Genomic DNA, 12447 nt, shown 5'->3' with positions numbered 1-12447 from the left:
GGATTTTCCCCATGAGCTAATTTTTTTCTTATTAATTTTTTAATTTACAGAAATTCTATTTTTATGAATGTAATAAACTCCGAAAAGAAATAAAACCGTTTCAACTATCATTATGAATATAAAAGCTACGCCTTTACTGTTAATAAAGACATCTCCATTATTTAAATAAAGTTCCATATTTGTGAATATATTAAATTGATCCAAGATATAGACTATAAAACTTTCAATAAATCCAAGTAGTATATAGCTAAGGACAGGACCTCCAAATCCAAATCTTCTTAACTTTTTGCCACCACCAAAACTTATGGCGAAAATAATTCTTGCAATATTATTAAATAAGAAAACTAAAATCCAAGATATTCCTATTAAAATATTTTTAGCTCCAACTTGGTTAAGTATATCCATAATATTTTCCCAAGTTATATTTACCACGCCTCCGTCACCAACAGCTGGCAGTGTAGCAAATAAGAAAAATATTATTCCCACGTATAAAGAATATAATATAAACATTACAAAATAATATAAAAGTCTAGAAAAAGTTTTTGCTGAGGGACTAATTGGTACTGACTCATAAAAAAGTGAGCTGTCTCCAAAAAACATGTTATAGTCACCAACTATAACTGTTATAGCTGCTGCAATGTATCCAAAAACCAATGCCATCATACCAATAACAACAGTATTAACACCTATAGAATGGTTAATATTGGAAAAAATTATTCCAAATATAATTAAGGCGACAGGTAAAACTGGAATAAACCAATTATACTTAAAGTGATTTCTTATTTGATGTCCAAGTAATTTTCCCATTAAAATACCTCCGTAAAGTAATCTTCTATACTCATATTTTCTTCGCTTCTTATTTCATCAATTGTTTTATTGACTGTAATTTTTCCATCAGATAGGAATAAAACCCTGTCAAGAAGAGGTTCAATTTGATTTATAAGATGAGTTGATAAAATAATCAAAGAATCTTCTTCAAAATTATTTAAAATAGTTTCTATTATAGCTTTTCTTGCTGAAGGATCAACTCCAGAAATTGGTTCATCTAGAAGAAATATTTCAGCTTTTCTAGAAAGACTTAGGGCAATTTGCATCTTTTCTCTCATACCCTTACTCATCTCCCTAACCTTTGCTTTTTCTGGCAACTTAAATTCTTTATAAATTCTATAAAATTTTTCTTCATCAAAATCTTTAAAGAAAGCTTTATAAGTCCTTACAACTTCTTTTACAGAAAGTTTATTGCTTAGAGCAAATTTGTCTGGTTGATAAGAAATAATATCTGCAGTTTTGTATGAAATTTCTTCGCCGTCTATTATTACGCTTCCAGAATAAGTTTTTTCTAAACCTGCAAGTATTCTAAGTAGTGTTGATTTTCCTGCACCATTAGGTCCAACTAGTCCCACAATTTGTCCCTTCTCAAGTTCCAAATTCAAGTTATCAAGGACCTTATTTTTGTATCCCATATTTAAGTTTTTAATCTCTAATTTGCTCATGATTCCCTCCAATACTCATCTAAAAGTTTAATTGATTTTATTTTTGTTATACTGAGATCTTTTGCAACAGCAATTAAATCGTCACAAGACCTATAAAAGGCATTCTTTGCCATATCCTCAATTAATTTTTCATCATCAGTTATAAATCTTCCACTAGTTCTATTGGATTTGGCTAGACCTTCTCTTTCAAGTTCTTGGAGTGCTCTCTGGACAGTGTTGGGATTTACACCATAAATTTTTGCAAGATTTCTCACTGTATCCATCTTTTCGCCACTTTTCCACTCTCCACTTGAAATTTTTAATTTAAAGTCTTCAAGAAGCTGTATATAGATAGGTCTGTTATTATCAAATTCCATATTAACCTCCCCTTCATATAAAAATTAATTCTATGTAAGAAGAACTATTTTTGTATATTTGTATCAGTTCCTTAATACAATAGTAATTATATACAAGCCATTCGAAATTTGCAAGAATAATTTTTATTTTTTATAAAAAATTTAATAAGCTAGAATTTATTCTTATGAATGAAAAATTGAAATAATCATTTAAATTGATAAAGAACTTTTCTTTACTATGTGTAATTTTGTACTTTAATTATACCGAAACACTTTACATACTATCTTTATAATGTTACTATTAATTACTCTAATGTTAATATTAGTTACTCTAAGGAGGTATTTATGAAGGAATTATTAATAATTTTTTTGATAATGGTCTTGGGATATGCCCTTGGTCATATTAACTTTTTCGGACTAAAGTTTGGTGCATCGGCAATTTTAATTGTCGCCCTCTTCTTTGGTCATTTTGGGTTTGAAGTTCCAAAATTTTTGGCAAAAATTGGTCTAGTGCTTTTCCTTGCGCCTATTGGTCTAATGGCAGGGCCTAGTTTTATAGCAAATATAAAGAAAAATGGAATTTCTTTTTTGGCAATTTCTTTTCTAACAACTGCAGTTGGTGGAGCCTTGATTGTCTTAATTTCCAAGATCTTTAACATTGAGCTATCTCTTTCTATGGGACTTGCAACTGGAGCCATGACTTCAACATCAATGCTAGGAACTGTTAAGAGTCTTACAAGTTCAAACTTGCCAGGAGTTGGCTACGGTATTGCCTATGCTTTTGGAGTTGTAGGTGTTGTTTTAATAGTTCAAGTAGTTCCAAAAATTTTAAAGGTAGATGTTGATGAAGAAAATAATAAATTAATCCTACCAAAAAGTGAAAATGCTTTAGATAAAAAAGATGTAGGTCCACTCATTGATTTAGAAAAAAATGGTTTATTTGCCATTGCTCTTGCATCCACTCTTGGGATTTTACTTGGTTCAATTAAAATTCCTATTGGAAATGTTAATCTTTCTCTTGGTGCCGGTGGAGGATCTCTTATTGCAGGTCTTGTATTAGGTCACTACGGAAGAATTGGAAGAATCAACCTTGAAGTTTCTAAGGAAAGACTTTCCCTTGTTCGTGACCTTGGACTTGCCTTCTTCTTATTGGAATCAGGAGTGAGTGCTGGAACAGGCTTTGTAGAAGTTGTAAGTCAATATGGAATAAAATTATTTTTTGCGGGAGTTATTTTAACACTTGTTCCTGCTCTAATTTCCTTTTTCATTTCCTACAAAGTTTTCAAGCTTCCACTTTTTGCAGCCCTAGGAGCTACAACAGGTTCTATGACTTCAGCACCATCACTGGGAGCATTACTCCAAGTTACTAATGGAGATGATAAGGTTTCATCATTCTATGCAGCTACACAACCAACTGCAACTGTGTTAATGGTATTCTTGCCACAAATAATTAATATTTTCTTCCCAGTAAGTTGATAAAATTTATTGTAAAATTAAATATAATAAAAAATCCCAAGCTGATTTATTTTCAACTTGGGATATTTTTTGTTCAAACAATTATTAAATTATTTAAAATTTATTTATTATTCTTATTATTCTTTTTATTCTTTTTGTTCTTAACTTTTTTAAGTCTAAAGAAGTCTTCTCTTTCCTTTTCAGCCAATATATCTTCAATTTCCCTAATAATGTGTTTATACTTAGGAATTTGAATTTTGTCGAGAGCGTTGGCTCTTTTTGCAGTCTTTTTTATTTCATTTGCAAGTCTAAATACAGAAGTTTCTATCTCTGCAAGTTCATAAATTACAGGAAGTATTTCTGAAATATTAATTTTCGCCCTATCAAAGGCTGCATTTGATTTGTGCAGAGAATAATCAGCTCTTACATCAGGCTTTTCGTATTTTACCTTTGGAAGCTCAAGACCCATTACAGAACGTGAAATAATTTCATATTCCTTTTCATCAGGAGCATCTTCACCCATGTCTTTAAGGGATAGAGACCCCATAGAAATAGTTGCCATTACAAGTTCAGAATAAGATTTATCAAATTTTTCTTCGATTTCATCTTGTAAGACCTTTGCATTTTTATTTAAGTCCATCATTTCTTTTATAAGAACTGTTCTCTTTTTATCGAGAAGATCATAGCCCTTTTCAGCAAGAACTAGTGCATTTTTTGATGCAATTAAATTAGCCTTAGTAGGTGTGACTTTAATCGCCATTCTCATCACCTAAATATTTTTCTTTTAACTTAGGATCAATTCTATCTATCATTTCAGCTGGAAGAATCTTTAATAATTCCCAACCTAAATTTAGGGTTTCCTCTATATCTCTATTTTCATTTTGATCTTGTGTCAAAAATCTATTTTCAAATTCGTTACCAAATTTTAAAATTAATTTTTCATCTTCAGAAATATCATCTTCACCAATAATTTGCGCAAGTGCTCTTGTTTCTTGAACCTTGGAATAAGATGCAAATAATTGTGAGGACAAATCTGGATGATCTTCTCTAGTATAACCTTCACCAATACCGTCCTTCATAAGTCTTGATAGAGATGGCAATACATCAATTGGAGGATAAACTCCCTTTGAGAAAAGATCACGACTTATTACTATTTGACCTTCTGTAATATAACCTGTAAGGTCAGGAATTGGGTGAGTGATATCATCATTAGGCATTGTTAAAATTGGTATAAGTGTAACGGAACCGTCACTGTCTTTAATCATACCTGCTCTTTCATAAAGAGCTGCTAAATCTGAATACAAGTGTCCTGGATAGCCCTTTCTTGAAGGAACTTCTTCTCTTGAAGATGAAACTTCTCTTAGAGCTTCTGCATAAGATGTAATATCAGTCATAATTACAAGAACTTGCATATTTTTTTCGAAGGCAAGATATTCTGCTGCAGTAAGAGCACATTTAGGTGCAATTAATCTTTCCATAATTGGATCATCTGCATAATTTATATACATTACTACCTTGTCAATTACTCCAGAGTTTTTGAAACTTTCTCTAAAGAAGTCAGCTTCATCGTGTTTTACACCAATTGCTGCAAAGACAATGGCAAAATTATTATCTCCGCCTTCTTCTGCAATCTTAGCTTGTCTAACAATTTGAGCAGCAACTTCGTTGTGAGGAAGACCTGACCCAGAAAAAATAGGAAGTTTTTGTCCCCTAATTAAAGTCATAAGTCCATCAATAGATGAGATTCCTGTTTGTATAAAGTTTCTTGGATATTCTCTCGCTGATGGGTTTATTGGCCTACCATTTATGTTATAAACATCCTTAGAGTAAATTGCGCCACCCTTATCTATTGGGACTGCTGTTCCATTAAAAACTCTTCCTAAAATATCTGAAGAAAGAGGTATTTCAAAAGGATGGGCAGAAAATTCTACCTTAGTGTTTTTTGTTGAAACACCTAAGTTGTTGCCAAATACTTGGACAATTGCTCTGTCTTCATCGATTTTTATTACTTGACCAATTTCTGATCTCTTGCCATCCTTAGATATAATTTTTACAACTTCACCATAGCTAACTCTGTGAAGATTTGAAAGTTCTAGAAGAGATCCTTCAATTCTATCAAGTGTTAAATATTCTTTTTTCATTCTACATCACCATAAGTTGAGGCAAGCTCTACATAGAAGTCATTAATTTCATTGTTCAAGCTTACAAATTTCTTTAAGTTTTCGTTTTCTATATCGTACTTCATGTTAATTACTTTTCCATAAAGTTTGTCATTTTTAATTACAGAAATAGGAATTTTAAGTTTTAAAGCTTCCTTTCCCTTTTCATAAAGATTGTCAATTGTCTTTAACATTTCAAATTGTTTTTCAAGGGGCACAAAAGTGTCAATTGGGTTAAAAGCATTTTGTTGCAAGAAGCCAACCTTTACGACACGACAAATTTCAAGAACTAGTCTTTCATCATCTGGAAGAACATCTTCACCAACTAGCATTACAATTTCATTTAACTTGGCTTCCTTGTGAAGTAAGTCCAAATATTTAATTCTAAGATCTGGTAAATCTCCATCAAGTCTCATGTCATAATAATTTTTAAGAAGTGGAATATAACCAGAATATGAATTCATCCAATTGATCGCAGGATAGTGTCTTGAATAAGCTAGTTCCTTATCAAGTGCCAAAAATACATTGACAAACCTCTTTGTATTTTCAGTAACTGGTTCAGAGAAATCTCCACCTGCTGGTGAAACTGCACCAATTAATGTTACAGAACCTTCTTTATCTGAAAGAGTATTTACATAACCAGCCCTTTCATAAAAACCAGCAATTCTTGATGGAAGATAAGCAGGATATCCTTCTTCAGCGGGCATTTCTTCAAGACGACCAGAAATTTCACGAAGAGCTTCTGCCCAACGAGAAGTGGAGTCACCCATTAGGGCAACGTGATATCCCATATCCCTAAAGTATTCTGCCATAGTTACACCAGTATAAATTGATGCTTCACGAGCAGCAACTGGCATGTTTGATGTGTTGGCAATAAGAATTGTCCTATCCATAAGAGCCTTGCCTGTGTTAGGGTCAATTAGCTTTGGAAAATCTTCCAAAACTTCTGTCATTTCATTACCACGTTCGCCACAACCAATATAGATAATAATATCGGCATCACAATATTTTGCAATTTGGTGTTGTGTCATTGTCTTTCCTGTACCAAATCCACCTGGAACTGCAGTGGTACCACCCTTTGCTATTGGGAAAAATACATCAAAAACTCTTTGACCAGTTACAAGAAGTTTATCAATAGGAAGTCTTTCCTTTACAGGTCTAGGAATTCTTACTGGCCAATTTTGATACATCTTTATTTCATTAATTTTTCCAAACTCATCTTTTACCTTTAAAAGTACAGTTTCAATATTGTATTTTCCATTATCTAAAATTTCTACAACCTCACCACTTACTTCAGGTGGTATCATAAGTCTGTGCTTTATGATATCTGTTTCAGGAACTTCTGCAAAAATTTGTCCACCATGGACTTTATCGTGAAGATTTACTTTAAAAGTTACATCCCAAAGTTTTTCTTCATCTAGAGAAATAAGCCCTATACCTTCTGGCATAAAGGAGCCGTGTTCTTTTTTTATAGATTCAAGAGGTCTTTCAATACCATCAAAAATTCCTCTAATCATTCCTGGACCAAGTTTTACAGAAAGAGGTGCTCCAGTAGAAATAATATCTTCATCTCGTCTTAGACCTTCAGTTTCTTCATAAACTTGGACTGTTCCAAGGTCTCCATCAATAGATATAACTTCACCAATTAATTTTTGTTCACCAACTAGTACCATTTCTCTAATTTTGTAATCAGCCATGTTTTTGCCAATTACAACTGGTCCGTCAACTGATTTAATTGTTGCTCTTTCCAATGACTTCACCCCTTTCCTTTAATTTTTCATGTAGCATTGATCCAATTTCATATTTCATATCGTCAAGTTTATTCTTTAAAGAAAGGTTGATGTTATATGTCTTATCAATATCTGAAACTATAAAGCCTCCAATATGATATTCAAATAATTCATCAATTTTAAGCTCTACGCCCTTTTCCTTTGCAATTTCCTTAAACCTTTTAATTAATTCTTTCTTTTCATCATTTTTCACATAAAGATAGATGCTCTTTTCTTCTATCTCATCTAATATATCCCTAAAGCTATCAACTTCTTTTTGTACATATTCCTCTGTCTTTGTAAACTTCAAGAGCTTTTCTGAAAGAGTTTCTAAAAGTTCATTTAAAAGTTTTTCATCTTCTTCTAAGAAGAGAACTCTCTTTTGTTCTTCAACAGAAGCAATAAGTTCATATCCTCTTCTTTTAGCTAGATTAACTCTTCTATCTACAAAGGCTTTCTCATCTTCTTCAAGTGACTTTATCTTGTCAGCTAGAATTTTTTCTGCCTTTTCTTTTTCTTCTGCTATTCTCTTTTCACACTCTTCTTTTTGCTTTAGAAAAACAATTTTGTTGAATATGGCAATTTTGTTTTCAAGTAAAATCATTTAATCACCTACAGCTTTCACACCAACAGATTCTCTTATATATTTTAAAATAAAATCATCTTCCATTTTTCCGTCAAGGTCTGGAATAGTTACAACTAAAGGCAATTTACCAGATAATTTGAAATCTAGTACTTCTTCTTTTATTTCCTTAAAAGAAGAGTAAGTTAGAATAATTATTCCAATATCCTCAGATTTTGTATATAATTTAAAATTTTTTAAAAGTTCAGATCTGTTATTACATTTAACAGACCTTACACCTGCAAGGCGAAGGCCGTTAATAATATCGTCATTTGATGTTAAAAGAATTGATCTCATTATAGTCTTCCAAGAATCATAATTGAAATGATAAGACCATAAATAGCAATACCTTCTGCAAGTCCTAGATAAATCATTGACTTACCAAGAATGTTAGGATCTTCTGATACAGCTCCAATTGCTGCAGAACCTACATTAGAAACGGCAACACCAGCACCAAGTGAAGCAAGACCTGTTGAAAGACCTGCTGCTAAAAATCCAAGACCATTTCCAGATGCTGGAGCAGCTGCTGCAGCTGATGCCATTTGAGGAACTAGTGAAATTAGACCAAATACAAAAACTGGTGCAAAAACAAATAGATTTACTTTCATAAAGGCACGAGCAAACTTTCTGTTTTTGTCTGTTCCCTTATAGATAAAATAAAAACCTGAAACTACCATAGAAAATACTGTCAAAACTGATAAAATAATAATCTTTTCCATTATTAAACTCCTTATTAATAAATTTTGTCGGCTTTAAAAATTACGCCGTCACCACTATAATACTTACTAAACATTTCATAATACTCAAGTCTAAGAGATTGAATAAATACAATAAGACCTTCAAGTGCAAGGATTAAGATATTGCCGAAAATTAAGACCGCAATATTTCCTCCCCTTGATCCTAACATTTCTCCTAAAGTTTTAAATGCCAAGAATAAACCAACGTGGTTTATAGCAAAGGCACCAACCCTTATAAAAGAAATAATGGAACTCATAGTAGATAAAAGAGCTTCCAATAATCCAAAGGAGGACTCTATATAATAATCTGCTGCTGACTCTTCTGGCTCAACTTTAAATAAAAGTTTGAGGATAGGTCTTTTTAGTAGCATAATTATTAGACTTCCAACTAAAATTCCCACAGCAATATTCATAGGAATAGGAGAACTTCCTCCCATTACAGAAATACCAATATTTATCATTGCTACAAAAATTAAGACTCCCAAGACACCTTCTTTATCAAAAAAGGCTTCATCAGGTCTACCACTTTTTAATCTATTATAAATACCAATGCCATAGGCTATGGTAAGTAAAATGATACCGAAGTATATAGCTGTTACTAGTGTGTCATTTATATTTTCAAAAGGTCTAAACCAAATAGCTGGTATAATCTCTTCTATTCCAAACACTGATCCATACATTAGACCGAAAAACATTGAGGATGCTCCCATTCTTAGTAACAGTCCTCCAAAATCCTTATTTTTCTTATTTAGCATTAGTCCGGCAATTGCAAAAACAGCCCCTTGACCCAAATCGCCAAACATCGCACCAAAAAGAATCATGTAGGTAATTCCAAAAATTACAGTTGGATCAAACTCTCCATAATTAGGAGTACCATACATATTTATTAGTAGCTCAAAGGGCTTGAAAAAATTTGCATTTTTAAGCTTTGTAGGTGTTTTCTTGCTTCCACTCTTAGGGTCAGAATATTCAATATCTATATCTTTATATTTTGATAATTTTTCCTCTAATTTCTTAATATCAGAAACCCCTATCCAAGCTGATAGATAAAAATACTTATTTGACCTAAGCATGTATTTCTTTGCTTTTTCAATTTCTTCATAGCTAAGCATATGAGCAAGAGTTGTCTTTAACTCTTCACTTCTACTTTCGAGAAGATTTTTATTATATTCTTCAATTTCAAAAATCTTTCTCTTAACATTTTCTTCTTCTTCTTCAAGATTTCTGAAAATCAAGCTGGCAGTACCCTCTACATTTTCTCCAAGAAGATCAATTTCTGTAAAGTTAAGGCTGTTTAATAACCTATCAATATCCTTTTCTGTTTCTCTTGGATAAATTACAAGGAAAAGTTCCCTATTATCAACAGTACCTGTGTGATAAATCATAGCGAGAATATTGCCGTAGTTTTTCTTTAACCTAGCTCTTGCATCCTTATCCAAGAAACCAAATCTTGTATTAAAATATTTTAAGTCAGCGATATCCTTTAAATCAATATCAACATTTTTAAAAAGTTCATAGTTTTCCTTTAGAGTATCTAAAATTTTTATATTTTCCTTAGTTTTTTCATACTCATCTATTTTTTACTAATATTTTTTACAAAGGAATCAACATTTTCATTTACATCAATTTGTTCAAAATATTTGTCTTCAATCTTATCAATGCCCAAGAATTTCATAATTTCTGTAGCTTTTTTAGCACTGACCTTATGAGACTCATCTTCTTCAATAGGCTCAATATAATTAAGCTCAAGATTTCTTTCCAGATTTTTTTCATCATCTAGACTGAAGACAAATTGATTTTCTGCAACATTTGCTTCAGCCGACATAAATTGCATACATTTCAAATTTAAAATATCCAAAATGATGGAATCCATATCCTGAATATCGCCCATTATATTAGCGACCTTCATTTTTTCAACGGCCAACTTCTTCACTTTCCTTTCTATCAACAATCATATACTTTAATTTTTCTTCTTTACTTAGACCAAACCTAGTAGCCTCTAAAATTCTATCAATATTTGCAAGTTCTGAATCAAGAAGAACTAAAAAGCTCATAAATTTACCAATTCCATCAGTTCTTCTAAAATTTTTATTTGCAATTGAATACATTAATTTTTTAGATGTTCTACCAGTTCTTATTACTCTTCCGTCTGCAAAAAGAACAGAATATTTGGACTTCTTAATTTCTTCTTCAAACTCTTCTTCCTCTAAATAAGAAAGATGAAGAAGTTTTTCTGAAGTATAATTGCCGCCAAAAATAGTAAAATTAAAAATTTCTTCCGGCGAAATATTATAATATTTTTTAGCCCTATAAATCCATATAATATTTAATAAATCTATCCTTACACCAAATATTTTTTTAAACTCATCAATATCTCTTTTGGGAAGAGATTTAATAGAATCCACTAAATTTCTATAATAAAATTTATCAAGATTCATTTCAATAGAAAAGAGGGCATCTTCCTCCCTTGAGGATTTATAATTTTTTAAATACTCATAATAGGAAGTATCCTTTAAATTTTCTATAAAAGATTCAAAGCTTTCTTCCTTAAAAGAAATACTTTTTCCGCCAATTATTAAATTCTCGACTCTTGGCTCCTTGTTCATCCTTAGAGATCTCAAAATTTTGACAATTTTTTCAACATTTTCTCTTTCTAGATATGCCTTCAAAAAATCTGTATATTTCCCTGGCAAAAAACCTTGAAGCTTTTTAATTTGTCCTCTCCTATAATTTTCCAAGAAGGCTTCAATTTCATATATATCAGAAAAAGAATCTATATCTTTAAATTTTTTCTCTTTTAAATAGGAAAGACAATACCTTACGCTGTCACCTTCTGCCATCTTTACAAAATCATCGTAGACCAAGAAGTCAGAATACATTTTTAAAATCTTAGCATTTAAAGCCTTTAGACTTTCAAACATTAGATTCCCTTCCCATCAACATATCAAAGGCATTTTTTATAAGCTCATCAGAATTTTCGTTATAATATTCTTCAATTTCACGAAGATTTTCCTGATTTTCTTTTCTCAAATCATCAGCCTTTTGTTGAAACTCTTCTAAAATCTCATCAGATTTTTCTTTTCCCAATAGCTTTGATTTTTCTATTGATTCATTTTCAAGATCTGTAAGCTTTTCTCGCAAATCTTTTTTATTTTTTCAATTTCTTTATCAGTATCTTCGACAAGTTCTCTAGTCTTCTTATCTATTGCTAAAATACTATCTATGCTTTCTTTCAAAATTATCACCACTCTTTTCATTACCTTGCGCAATACTCATTATATTACTTTTTATTTCTAATTCAAGGGATTTGTAACAGATTTAAAGATTTCACATTTTTTTCACATTCCATATTTTGAAAATTATTTTTGCAATGTGGCAGAAGACTTTTATTAGTTTTTAATAATAATTGACCTTTTAGTCTTTATTTTCTCATTTCTTACAATGTAAAATTGATTTTTAAAAATCCAAAACTTTTCTGTAGCAAATTAAATTTTCTACTTTAAAATACAAAAAAAAGAATACCTCCGAGGAAGTATTCTTCATATTTATTTTTGAAATTCTTTTGCGGAACATGAACTGTGGCATGATTCGCATCCACATCCACATCCGTCTTTTTTACTAAAAACTCTTTTTCCTGCTAGGACAATTGCAATAATTATCACTAAAGCAACTATTAGATTAATTGGATTCATACTTTACCACCTCGTCTTTTCCATGACTTGAAATTTTTCTCTCTTCAAGCTTTGACCTGTCCTTCCTAAATAGGAAGTATCCGTAGATAAATAATACTACTACTGCAAGTCCTGTCATTATATTAAATGATCCACCTTCTATAATTCTTCCAAATTGATAAATCATAAAGGCAACTGTGTAAGAG

General features: G+C 31.3%; 14 protein-coding genes and 1 pseudogene. 1 reads left to right on the top strand and 14 read right to left on the bottom strand.

Going from position 1 to position 12447, the window contains the following annotated elements; all coding sequences use genetic code 11:
* Positions 1 to 39 precede the first annotated feature (39 nt).
* From HGPT_RS00090 to HGPT_RS00080, 3 genes are read right to left on the bottom strand one after another with little or no spacing between them, the layout of a single operon-like run.
* The gene (locus HGPT_RS00090; protein ID WP_019137870.1) at positions 40 to 807 is read right to left on the bottom strand and encodes a hypothetical protein; all 768 of its coding nucleotides are present in this window, start codon (positions 805 to 807) and stop codon (positions 40 to 42) included.
* Positions 807 to 1493, bottom strand: coding sequence for an ABC transporter ATP-binding protein (locus HGPT_RS00085; RefSeq protein WP_019137869.1), 687 nt, complete (start codon positions 1491 to 1493; stop codon positions 807 to 809). Before HGPT_RS00085 ends, HGPT_RS00090 begins: the two co-directional genes overlap by 1 nt.
* Positions 1490 to 1849: a GntR family transcriptional regulator gene (locus tag HGPT_RS00080; protein ID WP_019137868.1), complete on the bottom strand. Its 360-nt coding sequence runs from the start codon at positions 1847 to 1849 to the stop codon at positions 1490 to 1492. Before HGPT_RS00080 ends, HGPT_RS00085 begins: the two co-directional genes overlap by 4 nt.
* Before the next feature lie 324 nt (positions 1850 to 2173).
* On the opposite strand from HGPT_RS00080, the gene HGPT_RS00075 reads away from it, so the two are divergent.
* Positions 2174 to 3304 carry an aspartate-alanine antiporter-like transporter gene (locus tag HGPT_RS00075; protein WP_019137867.1) on the top strand — a complete coding sequence of 377 codons (1131 nt, stop codon included), beginning with the start codon at positions 2174 to 2176 and terminating at the stop codon, positions 3302 to 3304.
* A gap of 100 nt (positions 3305 to 3404) precedes the next feature.
* On the opposite strand, the gene HGPT_RS00070 is transcribed toward HGPT_RS00075, so the two are convergent.
* The 11 genes and pseudogenes from HGPT_RS00070 to HGPT_RS00025 all read right to left on the bottom strand — a co-directional run.
* The gene (locus HGPT_RS00070) at positions 3405 to 4043 is read right to left on the bottom strand and encodes a V-type ATP synthase subunit D (protein WP_019137866.1); all 639 of its coding nucleotides are present in this window, start codon (positions 4041 to 4043) and stop codon (positions 3405 to 3407) included.
* Positions 4033 to 5424 carry a V-type ATP synthase subunit B gene (locus HGPT_RS00065; RefSeq protein WP_019137865.1) on the bottom strand — a complete coding sequence of 464 codons (1392 nt, stop codon included), beginning with the start codon at positions 5422 to 5424 and terminating at the stop codon, positions 4033 to 4035. The genes HGPT_RS00070 and HGPT_RS00065 overlap by 11 nt, the downstream gene beginning before the upstream one ends.
* Positions 5421 to 7193 carry a V-type ATP synthase subunit A gene (locus HGPT_RS00060; RefSeq protein ID WP_019137864.1) on the bottom strand — a complete coding sequence of 591 codons (1773 nt, stop codon included), beginning with the start codon at positions 7191 to 7193 and terminating at the stop codon, positions 5421 to 5423. The genes HGPT_RS00065 and HGPT_RS00060 overlap by 4 nt, the downstream gene beginning before the upstream one ends.
* Complete coding sequence (locus tag HGPT_RS00055; RefSeq protein ID WP_019137863.1) at positions 7174 to 7815, bottom strand: V-type sodium ATP synthase subunit E; 642 nt, start codon at positions 7813 to 7815, stop codon at positions 7174 to 7176. The genes HGPT_RS00060 and HGPT_RS00055 overlap by 20 nt, the downstream gene beginning before the upstream one ends.
* The gene (locus tag HGPT_RS00050; protein WP_019137862.1) at positions 7816 to 8130 is read right to left on the bottom strand and encodes a V-type ATP synthase subunit F; all 315 of its coding nucleotides are present in this window, start codon (positions 8128 to 8130) and stop codon (positions 7816 to 7818) included. It lies immediately after the preceding gene.
* Positions 8130 to 8552: an ATP synthase subunit C gene (locus HGPT_RS00045; RefSeq protein WP_019137861.1), complete on the bottom strand. Its 423-nt coding sequence runs from the start codon at positions 8550 to 8552 to the stop codon at positions 8130 to 8132. Before HGPT_RS00045 ends, HGPT_RS00050 begins: the two co-directional genes overlap by 1 nt.
* Before the next feature lie 14 nt (positions 8553 to 8566).
* A pseudogene (locus HGPT_RS00040) lies at positions 8567 to 10461 on the bottom strand (V-type ATP synthase subunit I).
* Positions 10462 to 10483: 22 nt separating this feature from the next.
* Positions 10484 to 11491: a V-type ATPase subunit gene (locus tag HGPT_RS00035; RefSeq protein ID WP_019137860.1), complete on the bottom strand. Its 1008-nt coding sequence runs from the start codon at positions 11489 to 11491 to the stop codon at positions 10484 to 10486.
* On the bottom strand, positions 11484 to 11711 hold the full coding sequence (locus HGPT_RS00030; protein ID WP_245544040.1) for a hypothetical protein: 228 nt from the start codon (positions 11709 to 11711) through the stop codon (positions 11484 to 11486). Before HGPT_RS00030 ends, HGPT_RS00035 begins: the two co-directional genes overlap by 8 nt.
* Positions 11712 to 12115: 404 nt before the next feature.
* On the bottom strand, positions 12116 to 12262 hold the full coding sequence (locus tag HGPT_RS08800) for a FeoB-associated Cys-rich membrane protein (RefSeq protein ID WP_019137857.1): 147 nt from the start codon (positions 12260 to 12262) through the stop codon (positions 12116 to 12118).
* A partial coding sequence (locus tag HGPT_RS00025; RefSeq protein ID WP_172633937.1) for a hypothetical protein occupies positions 12249 to 12447 on the bottom strand: 199 nt, incomplete at its 5' end. The genes HGPT_RS08800 and HGPT_RS00025, both read right to left, overlap by 14 nt.

Source organism: Peptoniphilus timonensis JC401 (genome assembly GCF_000312025.1).
GTDB classification, from domain to species: domain Bacteria; phylum Bacillota; class Clostridia; order Tissierellales; family Peptoniphilaceae; genus Peptoniphilus_A; species Peptoniphilus_A timonensis.
The sequence above is the reverse complement of the archived record's forward strand: the minus strand, read 5'-3'. Positions and strand labels throughout refer to the sequence as shown.

Coding starts and splice junctions, on each gene's coding strand:
- HGPT_RS00090 (WP_019137870.1), bottom strand. CDS start 807: ATGGGAAAATTACTTGGACATCAAATAAGAAATCACTTTAAGTATAAT.
- HGPT_RS00085 (WP_019137869.1), bottom strand. CDS start 1,493: ATGAGCAAATTAGAGATTAAAAACTTAAATATGGGATACAAAAATAAG.
- HGPT_RS00080 (WP_019137868.1), bottom strand. CDS start 1,849: ATGGAATTTGATAATAACAGACCTATCTATATACAGCTTCTTGAAGAC.
- HGPT_RS00075 (WP_019137867.1), top strand. CDS start 2,174: ATGAAGGAATTATTAATAATTTTTTTGATAATGGTCTTGGGATATGCC.
- HGPT_RS00070 (WP_019137866.1), bottom strand. CDS start 4,043: ATGGCGATTAAAGTCACACCTACTAAGGCTAATTTAATTGCATCAAAA.
- HGPT_RS00065 (WP_019137865.1), bottom strand. CDS start 5,424: ATGAAAAAAGAATATTTAACACTTGATAGAATTGAAGGATCTCTTCTA.
- HGPT_RS00055 (WP_019137863.1), bottom strand. CDS start 7,815: ATGATTTTACTTGAAAACAAAATTGCCATATTCAACAAAATTGTTTTT.
- HGPT_RS00050 (WP_019137862.1), bottom strand. CDS start 8,130: ATGAGATCAATTCTTTTAACATCAAATGACGATATTATTAACGGCCTT.
- HGPT_RS00045 (WP_019137861.1), bottom strand. CDS start 8,552: ATGGAAAAGATTATTATTTTATCAGTTTTGACAGTATTTTCTATGGTA.
- HGPT_RS00035 (WP_019137860.1), bottom strand. CDS start 11,491: ATGTTTGAAAGTCTAAAGGCTTTAAATGCTAAGATTTTAAAAATGTAT.
- HGPT_RS08800 (WP_019137857.1), bottom strand. CDS start 12,262: ATGAATCCAATTAATCTAATAGTTGCTTTAGTGATAATTATTGCAATT.